Origin of the sequence: Nostoc sp. NZL, assembly GCF_015714705.1 — a bacterium.
Taxonomy (GTDB): Bacteria; Cyanobacteriota; Cyanobacteriia; order Cyanobacteriales; family Nostocaceae; genus Nostoc; species Nostoc foliaceum_A.
This window is the reverse complement of the sequence record NZ_WBKL01000029.1, coordinates 1-18,590: the sequence shown is the minus strand read 5'-3', so window position 1 is coordinate 18,590 and position 18,590 is coordinate 1. Positions and strand designations below refer to the sequence as shown.

General features: G+C 43.0%; 11 protein-coding genes and 1 pseudogene. 3 read left to right on the top strand and 9 right to left on the bottom strand.

Annotated elements, in window-relative coordinates:
• On the top strand, positions 1-2,533 hold a 2,533-nt coding region (locus tag F8R90_RS03585), incomplete at its 5' end, for a COR domain-containing protein (protein ID WP_196509593.1).
• Between the two features lie 121 nt (positions 2,534-2,654).
• Positions 2,655-3,398, top strand: a pseudogene (locus tag F8R90_RS03580) (IS1 family transposase).
• A 128-nt stretch (positions 3,399-3,526) separates the two neighbouring features.
• On the opposite strand, the gene F8R90_RS03575 reads toward F8R90_RS03580, so the two are convergent.
• The 5 genes from F8R90_RS03575 to F8R90_RS03555 all read right to left on the bottom strand — a co-directional run bounded on the left by F8R90_RS03575 (position 3,527) and on the right by F8R90_RS03555 (position 9,063).
• On the bottom strand, positions 3,527-4,270 hold the full coding sequence (locus F8R90_RS03575; protein WP_196509592.1) for a toll/interleukin-1 receptor domain-containing protein: 744 nt from the start codon (positions 4,268-4,270) through the stop codon (positions 3,527-3,529).
• A gap of 266 nt (positions 4,271-4,536) precedes the next feature.
• Positions 4,537-6,255, bottom strand: a complete 1,719-nt coding sequence (locus tag F8R90_RS03570) for an NAD+ synthase (protein WP_196509591.1) — start codon at positions 6,253-6,255, stop codon at positions 4,537-4,539.
• Positions 6,256-6,336: 81 nt separating this feature from the next.
• Complete coding sequence (locus F8R90_RS03565; protein WP_196509590.1) at positions 6,337-7,083, bottom strand: NUDIX hydrolase; 747 nt, start codon at positions 7,081-7,083, stop codon at positions 6,337-6,339.
• Complete coding sequence (locus F8R90_RS03560) at positions 7,044-7,643, bottom strand: nicotinate-nucleotide adenylyltransferase (protein ID WP_196509594.1); 600 nt, start codon at positions 7,641-7,643, stop codon at positions 7,044-7,046. Before F8R90_RS03560 ends, F8R90_RS03565 begins: the two co-directional genes overlap by 40 nt.
• 4 nt (positions 7,644-7,647) lie before the next feature.
• A complete protein-coding gene (locus F8R90_RS03555) occupies positions 7,648-9,063 on the bottom strand; it encodes a nicotinate phosphoribosyltransferase (RefSeq protein ID WP_196509589.1) in 1,416 nt (471 codons plus the stop codon).
• Between the two features lie 452 nt (positions 9,064-9,515).
• On the opposite strand from F8R90_RS03555, the gene F8R90_RS03550 reads away from it, so the two are divergent.
• The gene (locus F8R90_RS03550) at positions 9,516-9,668 is read left to right on the top strand and encodes a hypothetical protein (RefSeq protein ID WP_190895963.1); all 153 of its coding nucleotides are present in this window, start codon (positions 9,516-9,518) and stop codon (positions 9,666-9,668) included.
• 267 nt (positions 9,669-9,935) lie between these two features.
• Here F8R90_RS03550 and F8R90_RS03545 read toward each other — a convergent pair whose 3' ends face one another.
• From F8R90_RS03545 to treZ, 4 genes are all read right to left on the bottom strand, one after another.
• On the bottom strand, positions 9,936-11,720 hold the full coding sequence (locus F8R90_RS03545; RefSeq protein WP_196509588.1) for an eCIS core domain-containing protein: 1,785 nt from the start codon (positions 11,718-11,720) through the stop codon (positions 9,936-9,938).
• A 191-nt stretch (positions 11,721-11,911) separates the two neighbouring features.
• Positions 11,912-13,429 (bottom strand): trehalase family glycosidase, encoded by a 1,518-nt coding sequence (locus F8R90_RS03540; protein WP_196509587.1) that lies wholly within the window; start codon positions 13,427-13,429, stop codon positions 11,912-11,914.
• 100 nt (positions 13,430-13,529) lie between these two features.
• Positions 13,530-16,328: a malto-oligosyltrehalose synthase gene (treY, locus tag F8R90_RS03535; protein ID WP_196509586.1), complete on the bottom strand. Its 2,799-nt coding sequence runs from the start codon at positions 16,326-16,328 to the stop codon at positions 13,530-13,532.
• Between the two features lie 194 nt (positions 16,329-16,522).
• Entirely contained in the window at positions 16,523-18,370 is a 1,848-nt protein-coding gene (treZ, locus tag F8R90_RS03530; protein WP_196509585.1) for a malto-oligosyltrehalose trehalohydrolase, read from the bottom strand.
• Positions 18,371-18,590 lie beyond the last annotated feature (220 nt).

The window sequence follows — 18,590 nt, the reverse complement described above, 5'->3', positions numbered from 1 at the left end:
GGAAATTGGCCAACTCACCAACCTGCAAACCCTCGACCTCAGCAGTAATCAACTGAGCAGTCTGCCACCGGAATTTGTCCAACTCACCAACCTGCAAACCCTCTACCTCAGCAATAATCAACTGAGCAGTCTGCCACCGGAAATTGTCCAACTCACCAACCTGCAAACCCTCGACCTCAGCAGTAATCAACTGAGCAGTCTGCCACCGGAAATTGGCCAACTCACCAACCTGCAAACCCTCGACCTCAGCAGTAATCAACTGGGCAGTCTGCCACCGGAAATTGGCCAACTCACCAACCTGCAAACCCTCTACCTCAGCAACAATCCTTTAGAATCACCTCCACTAGAAATTATCAGGAAAGGTTTAAGAGCAATTCTTGACTTTTGCAGGCAGCAGCTAGAACAAAAAACTGATCTCCTTTACGAAGCCAAGTTACTCATTGTGGGAGAAGCTGGTGCAGGTAAAACTACGCTAGCAAAAAAAATTAAAGACCCAAACTATCAGCTACAGCAGGATGAAAGTTCTACCGAAGGCATTAATGTTATTCAATGGGAGTTCCTCTTCAAGGGTAAAGAATTTCAGGTCAACATTTGGGACTTTGGTGGCCAGGAGATTTATCATGCTACCCACCAATTTTTTCTTACCAAACGCTCTTTTTATGCCGTAGTTGCTGATACTCGCAAAGAAGACACAGATTTTTACTACTGGCTAAATGTGGTTAAATTGTTGAGCGATGATAGTCCTTTACTCATTATCAAAAATGAGAAGCAGGAGCGCAAACGAGAAATAAATGAGCGGGAGTTACGGAGCGAATTCACCAATTTTAAGGAAACACTTACTACAAACCTTGCCACTGATCGCGGTCTGCAAGAAATCTTGAATACAGTTCAGCACTATATTAGTAACCTACCCCATGTAGGAACAAAACTCCCCAAAACCTGGGTTAAAGTGCGGGAAGCTTTAGAACGTGACTCCCACGAATATATTACCTTGGAAAAATATCTGAATATCTGTCAAGAACATGGTTTTACTAAACAGGAGGACAAACTCCAACTCAGTGGCTATCTGCATGATTTAGGTGTATGCCTACACTTTCAAGACGATGACTTGTTAAGAAAAACCGTGATTCTCAAACCAACTTGGGGTACAGATGCCGTTTACAAAGTGTTAGATAATCCACAAGTCATTGAAAACCTGGGTCAATTTGACCGTGATGATTTAGGAAATATTTGGCATGAAGACAAATATGCCTATATGCGACCAGAACTGTTGCAGCTAATGATGAAATTTAAACTATGCTATAAAATACCTAGTCGTTCCAGCACTTATATTGCACCTCAATTACTCTCTGCCAACAAACCTGATTTTACCTGGGACGATCGCAATAACCTTATCCTGCGCTACACCTATACATTCATGCCCAAAGGCATCCTCACCCGCTTTATTGTCGAGACGCATCCTTGGATTGAACAGCAAAAACTCGTTTGGAAAAACGGTGTTGTTCTCAACAAAGACCAAACTCGCGCAGAAGTCATTGAAAACTACAATCAACGGGAAATTAAAATCCGTGTAACCGGAAACCGTAAAAAAGAATTGATGGCTGTCATCACCCATGAACTCGAAAAAATCCATAACTCTTACGAACGTTTGCAATATCAAACCCTAGTTCCGTGTAACTGTGAGACTTGCAAAGATAGTCAAACACCTTATTCATATCCTCTAGAGGAACTCTACAAGCGCTTAAACGCTGGTCGTTACCAGAAGGAGTGCGAGAAAAGCTATGAAATGCTAGATGTCCGCAGGTTAATAGATGATGTCATATTTCAACCCGCAAAAGTAGCTGAGGAAATCAACCCCCAAGTTGCACAATTGCAAAGCGAACTGGAGCGCAAGCGAGATGAATCATTGACGCATCGTTTACGAGATAGTGAAGAAGAACAAAAACAGATCGTGAATAGTCAATCTGCTATTGAATTCGAGAAGGAAATTTTCATCTCTTATGCTTGGGGCGGAGAAAGTGAGCAATTTGTCAATAAACTAGATGAGACTTTACAGGCAAAAGGAATCAAAATCATCCGCGATAAACGCGATTTGGGCTACAAAGGACTAATTAAAGCCTTTATGGAACGGATTGGACGCGGGAAATGTGCGATCGCAGTTATTAGTGACAAGTATTTAAAATCTCCCAATTGTATGTTTGAGCTAGTGCAAATCGCTAAAAATGGAGAGTTTTATAATCGAATTTTCCCTATTGTGTTAGCGGATGCCCAAATTTATAAACCTGTTGCAAGACTTAAATATATTAAGCATTGGGAAGACGAAATTAAAGAATTAGACGAAGCTATGAAAGCAGTTGGTGCAGCTAATTTACAGGGATTTCGTGAAGAAATTGACCAATACACCGAGATTCGCAACACTATCGCGGAACTAACCAACCTGCTAAAAGATATGAACACGCTCACCCCTGATATTCACAGCGAATCAGACTTTAAGTCATTGCTGAATGCGATCGCACACCGTTTAGATGAGTAAAAATAACCTATTGATTAAGCTCAGAGGTTGAGCAATGTCTCCGACAAGCTAGATATCAAGTTGAAGATAACGACTAAATACTTGGCGTTGCAGAATAGAAATATGAATTAGTGCGATCGCTATGGAATGTCCAAGATGTGCATCAACCCACATTCGCAAAAATGGTAAACAAAGAGGTAAGCAAAATTACATCTGTGTGAAATGTGGTCGTCAGTTTATTGATTCTTATGAACCGAAAGGTTACTCACAACAAATCAAGCGTGAATGTTTAGAAATGTATGTCAACGGTTCTGGCTTTCGCGCAATAGAACGGGTAAGAAAAGTGCAGACGCTCGCGGACTCGCTAACGCTTCGCTATCATACGACTGTTATAAATTGGGTAAAAGAGCTTGGAAATACTTTGTCTGATACACCAGAAAACGATGAAATACCAGAAATCACCCAAATTGATGAGTTGGAGACCTTTATTGGTAAAAAAAAACAAAATTTGGTTGTGGACAGCAGTTGTAGGAGCATATTCCCGGAGTTATAGCCTGGGTTTTAGGAGACCGTAGTTCCAACACTTTTAAGCTTTTGTGGCAGGCTATAAGCTGTTGGCACTCTTATTTTTACGTCACAGATGGCTACCCCGTTTATCCTTGTTTTATTAGCGACGAAGACCATATTGTTAGTAAAACCTATATGACACGAGTTGTTCGCGCAGCGTCTCCCCTTGGGAGAAGGAGAAAACAGTCGTTTCAGACATTACTTGGCTCGGCTACATCGTAAAACTTTTTGTTATTCTAAGTCAGAAGAAATGCTGAGACACTCTATTCGACTGGTCATACATTATCTCAAGTATGGTTCAGTGCCGCTCACGATGTGAGGTACAAGTCTTATTCCAGCGATCGCCTGATTCATATTTTGATTCAGCAACGCCAAATACTTTTTATATTTTCACAACTACAGACTTCATTAGGGGCATGGCGATACTGTCGCTGTTTTAAAATATAACTACAAAAGTTTTTGCTCGATTTCTTCAAGCTGCCGATCTAATCTATTTTGTTCTGTTTGGGCTTCCTGAATTTGCACTTCTAGTTTCCACTTTGTAGATACATCGGTTTCAATGGCGTATGCTTGGCGCAGCCGACCTAATTTTGTGCTAGCTAAGTCATACTGTTGTTGCAGTGAATCCCGTTCTTGCTCTAACCGGCGACGCTGGCGCTCAGTTAAACCCCCACTCGTTGCAGCAGGGTTGGAAGTTGCAGGTGTAGTAGTTGTAGAAGCAGTTGGGGAAGAGGATTTTGATTTAGCAATATCTTCAACTACTTTGCGAATCCCTTGAGCAACATTTAAAAAAGCCTCATCTTGGTCTTGCCAAGTTGTGATCGGTTTGGCATTTTTCGGGAGTGCTTGCAGTTTACTAAAAGGTGCATCATTCCAGTCCGTCGGCTTCAGAATAATCGGAATTACACGAGCTTCCCTCGTTTCATGTCGCTCCATTGCCCGTGTCATTTCCTTGTCGTAGCAGTAATGTGAAGCTAGAAAGTTAGCACTTACCAGCAGCAGAATGATATCTGCAACTTCAAGATTGTCATTGATCGCATTTGCCCATTCACTACCAGCACTGATTTCGCGATCGTGCCAAGCTTCAATAACTCCTTGACGTTTCATCATGCTAAGATGAGTTGCCAATTCGTCACGGAACACTTCATCTTTGTGGGAATAGGAAAAAAATACTTTAACTGCATTAGACATATTCTTAAATCTACTTCATTAAATAGCTGTATAGGAGTAAGTTAATTTTCCCAAAATAAAAGCCCAAATACAGAATATTTATTTAAAGTGAATTCGACGGGTTATATAGTGTTTTCCTAATCCTCTTAATAAAAAGATCACTAAGAGGTTTTACAAAGCAAAACCTGTCCCTTTTCGCATCTGAGAGGGACAGGTTTTAATAAAAGTTCAAGGTAGGGAGAGGTTTGATAACTAATTACTTGATTTGCGGATGAGCATCTTGTCCATCACAACAAACTAAGGTTAGGTGTAGCTGTGGTTTTAGTCTGGTAAGCGTTTTTGACACCAACCCAGTTACTAGCAATTGGCATTCGCCAACCAGTTCCAAAAGCGCGATCGGTAATTTTTAAACCGGGAGGTGCTTGTCGCCGTTTAAATTCAGCCCGCGCCACCATTTGAATTACTCGATCTACAATTACTGGATCGTGACCGGCTGCAACAATTTGCGCTGCTGATTGGTGATTGTGAATCAGGCGTTGCAAAATATCGTCCAAAATTTCGTAGGGTGGTAGAGAGTCTTGATCCACTTGGCCTGGTTTGAGTTCGGCGCTGGGTGCTTTAGTCAAGATGTTTTGCGGGATGATTTCATTATTGCGATTTAACCAATGGCAAAGTGAATACACACGAGTTTTAGGAACATCTGCAATCACTGCTAACCCGCCATTCATATCGCCGTAGAGAGTACAGTAACCTACTGCCATTTCTGACTTGTTACCGGTAGATAAAAGCAGATAGCCAAATTTATTAGCGATCGCCATTAATAAATTACCGCGAATCCGAGATTGTATATTCTCTTCAGCCAGTCCAAACTCAGTACCTGCAAACAAATCACTTAATGTTTGATCAAAGCCTTGCATTAACTCGCCAATTGGTAAAAGATTAGTTTTAATCCCCAAATTTTCGGCTAGTGCCAAAGCATCGCTAATGGAATGCTCCGAACTGTAAGGGGAAGGCATGAGAACACCGAGGACATTTTCTTTACCAAGTGCAGCAGTTGCGATCGCAGCTACTATTGCAGAGTCAATCCCGCCACTTAAACCCAAAACTACTTTAGAAAAACGACACTTGCGGGCATAATCTCGCACTCCCAACACCAAAGCTTGCCAAATTTCTTCATCTTCCGACTCATAGACAGGTGCTACAGAACCTAATTGAAAATCCCGTTGCACCTCGTCAAATTCAACTATCATTAAATCGGTGTCAAAGCCACGGGCACGACACATAATTTCACCTTGACGACTCAAGACAAAACTACGCCCATCAAAAATTAAGTCATCATTTCCACCAACCTGATTAGCATAAATCATCGGTTGTTGAAAACGTACTGCACTATGCCTGAGTATTGTTTCTCGAAACTGCTGCTTGCCGACAGTGTAGGGAGAAGCAGACAAATTTACAACCAAATCTACACCCAAAATTGCTAAGTCAGCAATTGGATTTACTGCATAACTGCGTTTGCCCCAAAATTCCTCATCGTTCCATAAGTCTTCACAAATAGTTACGCCAATATCGATATTATCTAAAGTGAAATAATTAGCTTGCAAGCCTGGTTCAAAATAGCGACGTTCATCAAATACATCGTAAGTAGGCAAAAGTCGCTTGTTAAAAATTTGCTTTACCTCGCCATTCTCTAACAAAGCGATGCTGTTAAATAAACTTTTACCTCCACTAATAGATGCGTTGAGGTTCTGTTCAACAGTTCCTACCAACACAGCTAAATTTGGTGGTAAATCCTGGGCCAAGTTTTGCAAAGTGATGCCCATCGCTTCCACAAAACTTGGATTTAGTAATAAATCCCTTGGTGGATAGCCACACAAAGAAAGTTCTGGTGTCAACAACAAACGCGCACCGCTAGATGCTGCTCGTTGTGCCGCTTCCAGGATTTTTTGGGCATTTAAAAGCAAATCACCGATAGTAGGATTAATTTGAGCGATCGCAATTTTCATTGTATTTAGTCATTAGTCATTGGTCATTGGTCAAGAGTCAAAATAAGTTACTCAGGACTTTGAACTCTGCAAAGTGATTAGCTAAATAAACACCAAAGGTTTATCTTTTAACGGAGCAAAAGCTTCAGCGTTAAACTTATACAAACTAGCCGGACGGCCAGCACCCCGTGATACTTTAATTCCGGTATCGGATAAAAAACCTAACTTGAGTAGACGCGCCCGAAAATTAGAATAATCGGAAAAGTTATCACCTAAAACTGTGGCGTATAACTGATATAAATCATTCAAGGTAAACATTTCTGGTAAGACTTCAAAAGCCACCGGGCTATACTCTAATTTATTTCGCAACCGCCTGTGTCCATAGGCCAGAATTTCATTATGGTCAAAAGCTAATTGCGGCACTTCTTTTACTGGATACCAAGCTATGCCAGTCATGCGATCTGCTATCAATTCGGCTTCCTCAAATCGCACTAGGGCAAAGTAACTAACTGATAGATAACGCACACCATAACTATCAGTTGCTTCCCGTGGATCGCGATTCGGCCCACCAAATGTATACAGTTGTTCTAAGTAGAGATTGTTGACCTTAATTTTCTCTGCCATAATGCGATAGGCGGCATCTTCTAAAGACTCTCCTGGACGAACTAAAGTACCGGGAAGACTCCAATGATTTAAAAATGGTTCTTGCTGTCGCATTACTAGTAGAACTAACAGCCGATTTTGTGCAGTATCTACAGAAAAAATTACATTATCAACACCAACCTTGAAATCGGCCAAAGGTTGTTGGTTTAGCGGAGTTGGTATCTTTTTTTGTGAACGTCCTGGCATTCGTACAAATGCTCTCGATTAATATAGGCAACTACAGGGGCTGTGAGGGCTTGAGAATCTCCATGTTCGCGGTACGCTGTTGAGGAAACATCTAGACCGGTCAGACTAGCGATCGCAATCTTCCCTCCCAGCTTTTGCACTACCTCTGAACTAGATTCATCTATTGCATATCCGGGTCGCGGTACAATCAGTAGTTGCACTTCCTGTAACAAATCTTCAATGCGATACCAGCGTGGTAGCTGACTCAGTAAATCTGAACCAATAATCAACGTCAATTCAGCGTCGTCACCCCAAGTAAGCTTCGCTTTTTCTACTGTTTCCAGTGTTCTGAAGCTGCTTAATTCTTGTTCCAAAGCAATATTGTGCCGTGGCGCGTCTATATCCGCAATCAACAGTCGCAACATTGCCGCCCGATGTTCTAAGGGTGTTTGATGGGACTTAAATGGATTATCCGCTGCCCAAACCGCTACCCAATCATAACGCTCAGACAACCAACTCAGAATTTTTTGATGTCCCGCAGTTGGCGGATCGGCACTAGTACCAAACAAAGCAACTCTCATCATCTTACTTTGCGTCCTTTGCGTCCTTTGCGGTTCGTTTCTTAGTCTCCTCCGTCAACACCCGTAACCCCTCAGAAATTTCCACTTCTACAGCCACAGGATGATCCAAAAGCCGTGTTTGTTGTGGCAAACTGGCAACTGAGGCTGTGGTACGTTGACGAATTGTTGCCAAAGACTCTAACGGTTGCACCCGTTGACCCTCCTGTACTACCAACTGCAACAAAGGTTCTTCGTCCAGAAGACTTTCACCTAAGAGTCCTAACCTGTCTGCTTTTACCTTACCTCCCGTAAACGAACGAAAAATCTGCTTGCGCCCTGGATAAGTAACCTTACCACTCGACTGCTTCATCACTGGGATACCATCAATGTCTACAAGTTTATAGACTCCATTTACAGGCGAACCTGTAACTAATCGTGTTCCCAATCCGTAACCATCAATCTCGGCCCCAGCAGCTTTTAATCTGGCAATTTCCCACTCATCCAAGTCGCCACTGGCAAAAATTGGCACACCGGGAAGGAGCGATCGCACCTGTTTTGATAAGGTAACTAAATCTCCTGAGTCCAATCTCACTCCTGTTAATTGCATTTCCCCGGAATTTACTTTTTCGGCCAAGCGCTGGGCAGCAGCAATGGTATCGTAAGTATCAATCAGCAATGGCGCACCCGGAAAATAGCGATGAAATGCACTGAAAGCTTGTTCTTCAGTGCCTTCTATTGCTGACAGTGCCATCACTAAGGCGTGTGCCATAGTACCACTTGGCTTTTGTCCCAGTTGTAGCGCTGCTAACACATTGGAAGTGGAATCTAACCCACCTGCTAATGCCGCCCGCGCCGCCCACAAGGAAGCCTGGGGACTAAATGCCCGTCTTGTGCCAAATTCTAAAAGTGTTGCTGATTCCCCCGCTACATCCCGCAACCGTGCTGCTTTTGTGGCAATCAAAGTCTGGTAATTAATAGTATTTAGGAGATATGTTTCCACTAATTGCGCTTGCCACAGGGGTGCTTCCACCCGCAACAGTGGTTGATTGGCAAAAACAGCCGTCCCTTCTGGTACTGCCCAAACATCACCCGTAAACTTTCCCTCAGCTAAAAGTGACCAAAAGCGATCGCCTGCGTGAGCAAAAATTCCCGTTGCCTGTAATGCCGCAATTTGGGCGGAACTAAAGCGGATTTTTGCTAAATATTCCAATGCCTGCGTTAGCCCCATTGCAATTAAATAACCAAAACCCTCTGGCAATCGCCTGACAGATAATTCAAAGCTTGCCCGTCGTTGTTCTATACCTTCGCCTGTGTAACAAGCTGCCATTGTTAACTGATAAAGGTCGGTCAGTAAGCTGTAATCATCCGCAGAGAGGTTTAGTTCCTGGTTCTGCTGGCTTTGTTGTTTATATACATAGTCCAAATCTGGCAAAGTTGTCATGCAAGAGTTTCCTTACAAGATGCTTCTGTCATTTATGGTAATATTTACCATAAATATTGTCAACTCCCGGCAAGTATATTTCAGAGATTGCCGTAGAACGGTAGATTTATAGGCAAATTAATACTAGCTTCATAAAATACTTAATATTTTTTAATAGTAATAGCTTGCAATAATGTTAATCAAATAAGGCAGCTAATGAAAAGAAACAATATCCTGTCAGAGAAAGTTTGTTTTGCTTCGCTCTTTTCCCAACAGGGGTTAAAGAAACAACTATGTTACAATTAGAATCAAAGGGAAAAGTTTGATTTTCTGACAAGCTAAAGTATTGCGAAGTTATCTGAATAAACATTGCATATATTCTCAATATATTGAGAATTGGAGCCAGTTTTGAATATCAGCATTAGAGTATAGGTAGCACAATTAAAGCGACTCGAAAAAAGGAGTCCAATATTATGGCTATTTACCAAATCATTGCTAACATAACCCAGTATATTTCTGAAGCTGCAATGCGTATTTTTGGGCCTACAGATGATGCTTATCCTACTATTGGGGTACAACCTTTTACAGGTGAGCCTTATGATAAACGTACAGCCGATACTTGGTAAATCCTAATACAGGAGTCAAAATTTAGAATTTTGGCTCCTAACGAATAGAGATATTGCAAAAATTATAGTTGCAATTGATATAAACTACATGGTAAAAGACCGCTCAACCGTAAAGATTTTTTGTGCCGTTAGTTCTTAAGTTAACGTGAGTTCGATAGCTGGGATTTGACCTCTTTTCTAGAAGCATAGATGGTTAAAAACCCAATTCTTTCATTACTCCTCCCTCCCTTCGCAGCAGGGCTGTTTCATTTTAAAACAGTAAAAAAATCATTTAAGCACTTTCAACTTCTTTTTCAAGAATTTTAACTCGAAGTCTTTATTGCGCTTATCATTTTTTGGCTGATTATTTTTTAGTTCAGCCTCCAGTTTTTGAATCTGTTGCTCAATCATTGAAGGATCTTCTAATTCTTGCGGAGTAAGAGTTGTGTCGTGATTTGTTGTGGGAATAGCAGTATTCGGTATCCCTTCGGGGGCATCGCTTGTATAAGTCTTTGCTTCATTCCAAGTATTAGCCAAGTTTTTCATCTCTGCTGAGGGAGTTCCCATCTGTGCTACTGCTAGAGGTTCTAGTTCAATTTCTGTAGTTGCTACATTGTTCGGGTCAGCGACGTTGTTGATATTCCAACCCCACCTTACTGACCCGTAGTAAACATTTTTTTGTTCTCCTTCTAGTGAAATCGCTGTAGTCTCAAATATCATGTTAGATCCAGCTTTAGCAGATGGCATATTCGGCTTATCATATAGTTTTGCGCTTCGTTCATTCCATTTCAAACCTGGGAACGATTTGTAACGATAGCCTAATTGATAGTTTGACTTCTGATCATCGGGTGTCGTAGAGTCCATGCCAAACTTGCTCTTTGGTGTCTTCGATACTGGCTCTCCTTGCTTCAAATTAGGGGCACCATAAACTGGATTGGTATTGCTGAGGCCACGATCCCAATGACCATTTCCTTCAGTTCGGCTCGCTGCTGTTTTTGTTGCATTCCCAAAAAATTCTTCCCCGTTATTTTTTTTGTCTGCATATCCCTGATCTAGGTTTATGCCATTATAAGTTTTCTCTATTTTTTGGAGCAGTGCTATTTTTTTGGAGTTAACCAGTTTATTAGGCATGAATTCTAGCTCAATTTCTGCACCAGGCCTATTTTCTTCTAACACTGACTGGTATTGATTAGTTTTCCAACTACCACCTATTGTTTCGATTGCCCGTTGGATAATCTGGCACTGCACAGCATCATTATTTTGCTGTACTACATGAGTCAATTCATGCGCCAGCAACTCTTGCCCTCCCTTACTTTCAGGCTCATACGCCCCTTGCCGAAAGAACACATCTTGCCCTGTGGTAAACGCCTTTGCCTGTATTGATTGATTCAACTGGTCTGCTTGTGAATCTGCATGAATTCTCACCCCACTGAAATCAGCCCCGAAAGCCTGTTCCATTGGTTCCTTGACACTCTTTGCTAATGGCTGTCCACTACTCCGTGCTTGTTGTATTGATGTTTCTAAATCAGATGTAGCAGCCATACCACCGTTCGACGCACGCTGTACCATCGGCTTCATTCGCAGTTGATCTTCTTCATCGGGCAATGACTCGCGCTGAAGTTTATCGCTTTGTGGTTGATGAATCCGTTGCACTACTTGACGTGCTGTTTCGTCCGCCTCTTGCTCATACTTATCTCCAGGTTCCCCAATCGTCAGTTTTGCTTGAATTGGTGTTGATGTATCTGGTCGCCTTAAGGGTATATTGGCAGTGTTATGACCAAATCGAGTTGCTCTTTCCAATCGAGAATTCAATAATCCATCCATCTTGGCTTGCAATAGAGTTAGGCGTTCCTGCCCAATAGGCGTAATCGTCCCATACTTCGCCTGTAGCTCTAGTTTGGTTCCCTCCATTTTCTGATCAGCAAAGGCTTCATTCTCGATTTCCTCAGTTGGCTTGTTTGCCCTTGTCACATTTGCTGCTGGAATACTAGAGAGCTTAGGCGCAAGCGAAGAGATATTTTCTGAGGTTTTAGAATTTGAGGGATCAGATAAGTGGATTTTGGCAAATTTCATTTTACAGTTTTATTCAAACTAGTTTGTCAATAGAGAATTTTTGATTTCGCTTCGACTGACTTTTTAACCCACACCATACCGCTAAACTTCGCTGATTATATAGCTATTTTTTGCTAATTTTTTCGTTGCTTCTTAACCTTAGTTGGAGGCCAATACAGTAAGGCGTGACATTTAACGTCACGCCTTTTTATTTAGACTTTTTTCCCATCGGCTGCTAAGAGTTCCAGAATGACTCCATTTGTCCAGCCGAAGCCAACTTCGTTAGAACTATATCCAAAGCAGATTTCGTCGGAAACATTGGCAGAACAGCGTTCAACATCATATTTCTCAACTAGGGTATTGTGACGGCCGAATTCTTTAATTACCATAGCTAGGAATTTGTTGGCAATGCGATCGCCTTCTGTATGAAACCCATAGCGGTGAAGTCCTTGAACGGCAATTAATGTCAGTGGTGCCCAACCAAAGGGAGCATCCCACTGGTTGCCGGTGACACGAGTACTGGTAAAAATTCCGCCTGGGGCTTCAAACAAAGAGAGATTTTCCACGACGCGCTGGGCTTGGGCTTGAGAAGCAATTCCTAGCCACAGGGGATAGAAGGTGGTAGCAAATTCGTAGCGACGGCGTTCTCCACTCTGGAAGTGATAATCCAAATAAAGTCCCTGTTCTTCATCCCAGAGACAGCGATCAATACGATCGCGGCGGATATCTGCACGATCGCGCCATTGTTTTTGTAGTTCTGTGTTCCCAAAAATATTGTGGATTTGCCCCAAGTCTTGTTCTACCTGATACAGCAAACTATTGAGGCACACAGGAGCATAGTGGAGGATATCAGCGCTGAAGGGGCCAAATCGGTTGGTGATATCAAAACCGGACTCGCGCATAGTGCGATCGCCCTTGTAAAATAGGTGCGTCAGTTCGTCTTTTTCCCGGTTGTAGTAAAGACTAACGTCATAATCCTCAACCTCAAAAGTTTTATAGTACTCCTTGACGCGATCATAATGGCTTCTTCCCTCCTCATCGCGCTCAGAGAACAAAACTTCTGGCGCAGGGCCTTCCCCAAAAGCATAAAATCGGGATAAGCCTGTTGCCGGATTCAGGTGAGGCGGTACTACCCAGTAATAATAAAACTGTTCTAGGATCGGTATGGTTAACTTTAACCACTCTTCATCCTGGGTGTGCTGGAATAACGCCAAAACCATCATGCTGAGGACGGGGGGTTGCGATCGCGACAGCATATAAGTCCGGTTGGAATTGAGGATAGTGCCGTAATGCTGCACCTGGTACAACAACTGATCAACTTGGTTTTGCGCTAGCTCCCATTCTTCATCGCGCAAAAGTCCCAGTAGTATAAAGTAGCTATCCCAGCCATACATTTCGTTAAAGCGCCCACCGGGTACAATATAAGGGCCTGGAAGGTATAGTAACCCATGCTCTTTAATCGCCTCCGCTTCAGTTGGCAAAGTGCGAATTTGCAGTCGTTGCATATCCTTGGAAGATAGCGATCGCTCCAACACAGTTTGAATGTTGGGACAATCTTCTGAGGGTGAAATGTAGACTATCCAAGGAGTCTCGGTTTTGTGATCTAGCTTGGTATCCTTGGCAGATTGTAATAAGTGTTCGTGCGATCGCGTTAGGGTTTTCCACGTTTTTTTGATATGGGCCCGCACGGTGTCTATCTGCGCGGTGGTAAGTGCTGGGGGAGTGGTCATAATTCAGAATTATTTTTGAAACGCAAAGGGACGCGAAGGGAATCGCAGAGGTACGCAGAGGTTTTAAGGGGTTTTCTCTGCGTGGGATAGATTTATGTTTTTACTCGGCACTACTAATTAATAGGGCGACTGGGAAATGGGCGAGGGCAGATCCGATGGATAATGTTTCTTTAGTTTGTAAGGGTTGCTGAGTGAGGACGTTTTTCCAGGTGGGGGAAGTTCCAGGGGGGAGTTGCAGGTGCGTATCTTGCCAAACTGAATCGCCCAAGGGGTTGTCTCCTGGCTGGATGAGGTTGGTTAAAAAGCGAGGGGCGATCGCGATCGCTGTTTGATTCCCTTCGCGTCGCGCAAAGGCAATAATGTGATTGGCGTAGGTTCCCTGTACTTCTAACGGTAAATAATCGCCATCCTGGAATAATGAGACATAGTTTGTTCTAGCTTGGAGTAATTGAGCCGTTAAAAACAGTTTGATTCTGCCGTCAGTTTTATCACTCAGCAACTCTTGAATCAAACCCAGAATGTCGGTTTTCACCTGTTCGCGGATGGCGCTTAAGTAGGTACGTCGCTGTTCAAAATCTACAGGACGGCGATTATCTGGATCGACTAGGCTTAATTCCCAAAGTTCTGTTCCTTGGTATAAATCCGGTACGCCGGGTGCGGTAATCTTCAGTAGAGTTTGGGAAAGGGAATTGAAAATCCCATACTCTGCAATTCGCTGTTGGAAGGGACGAAAGGTTTCTAGAAATTCCCCAGAGATGGAAGGATCGAGTACTTTCTCAATAAAGGAGGTACAAGCTTCTTCATACTCACTGTCAGGTCGCAACCATGCTGTATGGACTTTCGCTTCTCGAATAGCCTTAATTATATAGTCCTTCACCCGTTCCACGAAGGATGAATGTTCATGTTCGGCAAAGGGAAACGCTCCTACCAGGGTTTGATAGAGAAAATACTCATCGTTGCGATCGGGGATAGCAAACCCGTGGCGATGGCTACGATGTCCTCGATTAATGGCACTCCAGGTATTTACCTGCTGATCCCATTCATCGGGGATTTCTGAGAGGACATTCAATCTGGCCCGCACATCTTCGCCGCGTTTGGTATCGTGGGTAGCTGTGGTGTTCATTGTATGAGGCCAGGTTACTTGGTGCTGTTTGTTAAAGGCATGGAATTTGGTTAAATCAATCCCAAAATGACCGGGATTACCACCAACTTCATTTAGCGACAGTAAGCGATTGTAAACATATAATGTGGTGTCTTCTACGCCTTTTGCCATTAGCGGGCCGCTGTATTGCTGCATTCGCAAGACAAAATATATCCACTGTTCGCGTTCTGTTTGAGTCAAAGAATTATCAAACTCTAGCAGCATTAACTTTTCAATAAAGGTCAGTTCGTGCTGCAACAGAGGTGCTTGTTCTTTGGCTTGGCTAATTACTTTTTGAATGGTGGCGCGATCGCTATCTCCAATTCCATCGGGTGTAATATAGGTGCGGTAAATCGGGAACTGTGTTAAAACTTCGGCGATCGCTCTTTTTAATCCATTCAGCGTAAAATCATTACCATAGCGATATTTGCTGGAAATATTCTTTAATAAAAGAGCCAGATTGTCAATATCACCTGCAAGATTCTTTTCCAAAATCAGGTGTTTTTTATCCTTCACTACCGATGCATAATCTACTCTTGAGCTAATAAAGTTATGGTAAATTTTATCGAAGGATGATTCATTTTCTGTTTGGCAAAATACGCCATTTACATAATTTAAAAAATCATAACCGGATGTACCTTCAATTTCCCAGTTTTCCGGCAACTCTTCGGTGAGTTCTAAAATCTTTTCGACTGTGATATAAACATCTCCCGTCTTTTCTCGCAGTCTTTCGAGATACTGGATTGGGTTATAAAGTCCATCTATATGGTCAATGCGTAAACCTGTAAATTTGCCTTCTTCAACTAGCTTTTGAATTAGGCTGTGGGTATTATTAAAAACCCGCAGTTCTTCAACTTTAACGGAAATTAGTTCATTGACAGTAAAGAAACGACGGTAGTTCATTTCCTCCGCGCCAACTTTCCAGAAGGCGAGACGGTAAAACTGGTCATTCAGTAAGTCATCTAGGAGGTTAAAGCTTTCTGAATTACCGGGTTCTCCGTTGAAAGTTTGGATATTTTCGTCAATGAACTCGCAGATGGCATCGTTTGTGGTGTAGAGTTCCCAAACCAATCCTTTAATAAATGCGATTTGGTCTTGTCGCTGTTTTCCTGCAACTTCTGAGGGCACATTTTTGAGAATGTAGAGAATCCCCAATAGCTTAATAAAATCGGGATGATTGCGCCCCAGTGTACGGGTGAGTTTTCCCAGATTATGGGTGATAAATTTTGTGTAAGATTCTAACCGCAGTGGCAGTTTTAAACTGTAATAGTTGACAGTTAAACCGTTTTGTTCATATTGCAGTTGAATGTGTCCGTTTTCTAGGGATGCACCATAGAAATCTCCCAGCAGCGGCGCGAGGATTCGCTGTTCGCGATCGCCAAAGGGAGCATTCCAAGAAAGGTCGAAGTAGTCGGTATAGCTGGAATCTGGGCCGTGTTCCAATACGTCCATCAAGTAATCGTTTTCGCTGCTATAGGCCATATGGTTAGGCACAATATCTTGTAACCAGCCCATACCAAGCGATTGAATTTCAGCAGCTAATGCATCAAAGGATTCATTAGTTCCTAGTTCTGGGTTAAGTTGAGTGGCATCTACTATATCGTAGCCATGGGTACTCCCGGATCGTGCTTTGAAAATGGGAGAAGCATACAAATCGGAAATACCTAAATCTGCTAGATAAGCTGCGATCGCTTTAGCATTGTCAAAGCCAAACTGAGGTGTAAACTGAATTCGATAAGTTGCGGTAGGAATTCGCATAGTTTTTGAGTAGAGAGTGAGTAGAGACGCGATTAATCGCGCCTGTGGGGAGAGACGCGATTAATCGCGTCTGTACAAAGTGGAGAGTTTGAGGCTTTTAGCTTGAACGTTGAGGGCTTTTAGCTTGAACGTTGAACCTTTCAGCTTGAACGTTGAGGTTATGAGGCTGAAACTTTAAGTTCTGACTCTCCCCCTCATCCTTTTTCATAGAGTACTAAACTAGTAGGTTGCAATTTCACTTCTTGGCCCACAGACAGATGTTCAGCAGCTTCAGAACCATGCCCAAACCATGAGGTATCAGCAGAGTCCAACAATTTATTAGCATTTTGCTCAAACGGCAGAGTTACTGTCACGAGAGACGAATTGAAATTCATTACAAATATTAGTTCACTTGATTCGCACCAACGACGCACGATGACCAACTGCTTGTCTTCATCGCTAGTCGCTTGGATAAAATTGCGGTCTTGATTCAAAAGTGCTGGATGTGTCTTGCGTAAATTAATTAATTGTCGATACCAATTCCATAAAACCTTGTGGTTACCGTCATTGCGTAATTGCCAGTTGAGCTTAGACTTTAGGAAAGTTTCTGCCGATTCGGGATCTGGGGGATCATCTGCATAGTGAAATGCTTCAAATTCTTGTTTGCGTCCGGCTCGAACTGCTTGAATTAAATCTGGATCGGAGTGGCTGACAAAGTAAATGAAGGGTGCAGTTTCGCCGTATTCTTCTCCCATGAACAACAGAGGTAAATTGGGCGACAGCAGCACAGCGCCAGCAGCTAACTTTAATCCTTCAAAAGAGATTCGCTGACTGAGGCGTTCTCCTTTCATTTGATTGCCGATTTGATCGTGATTCTGAATGCAGACTGCAAACTGTGATAAAGGGCGATCGCGGCAAGATACGCCATGATATCGCTTCCGGTGTGGTGCGTACTTCCAATCGTAGACAAAAGTATCTTGATAAGCTTTTGCCAAATCAGCACATTGTCCAAAATCTTGATAATATCCTTGGCGATCGCCTGTCAAGAGTGCGTGCAATGAATGGTGAAAATCATCACTCCACTGGGCATCGAGACCATATCCACCCAATTCTACCGGACGAATTATTTGCGGATTATTCTGGTCACTTTCGGCAATTAGATGGCGTTTCCATCTTTGCCCTTGTTGTGAAAAATGATGAACTGCTTCGGCTAGTTCCCACAGAAAATGCTTTGCTCCCAAGTCGTAAATTGCTTGAATGGCATCCAGTCGCAATGCATCAATGTGGAACTCGCGCAACCAATAAAGCGCATTTTCGATAAAATAATTTCGCACACCCTGACTATGGGCATCGTCGAAATTCAGCGCTTCGCCCCAAGGTGTTTTATAGGTTTTAGTAAAGTAGGGCGCGAACTGATTCATATAGTTGCCTTCTGGCCCAAAGTGGTTATACACCACATCCAGCACTACGGCGATTCCGTGTTGGTGACAAGCATTTACCAGTTGCTTCAGATCGGCTGGGCTACCATAGGAATTTTGCACAGCATAAGGGTAAACGCCGTCATAACCCCAGTTGCGGTATGTCAGAGAAGCTTCAATATGAGTATCTCCCGGAAACTGGGAGATGGGCATAATTTCAATGGCATTAATTCCCAGTTCTTTTAAATCTGGTAAGCGGGGAATGATGGCGGTGAAAGTTCCTTCAGGCGTGAATGTCCCAACGTGGAGTTCGTAGAAAATCATCGACTCCACAGGAATGCCAGTCCACCCTTCATCAGTCCACTCAAAATGTTGGTCGACAATTTGAGACGGCCCATGTACTCCTTCAGGTTGATACTGTGACGCTGGATCGGCAAAGGTGTCTTGCCCATTTAAGACATACCGATAAAGCGTACCGGGATACACATCGTTAACTTTCGTGTGCCAGTATCCCTCAGACTGAGGCTTGAGCGGAATTAACTGCTGTTCTGGCGTCAAAATTTTTACCGTGACGCTATCTAATAGCGGAGACCAAACTGTAAATTCACACTCTCCGTTACCCAAGTAGTTAGCACCAATTCTCACGCAGTATCCTCCCATCAGATCATGTGTTGTGCCGAATTATGGCGCGATGGCGTACCCGCCCTAGGCGATCGCAAATGCCATTGATTGCAAAATGTTTACAAACACGCCAGATAGCATAATGGTTGGTCTACGGGGCTTTTAGCTAGCACCTAGAGGCGGATTTTTGACCAGAACAAATTCTGTCTAATGACCAAAGAGGCAGGGGAGCAGGGGGCAGGGG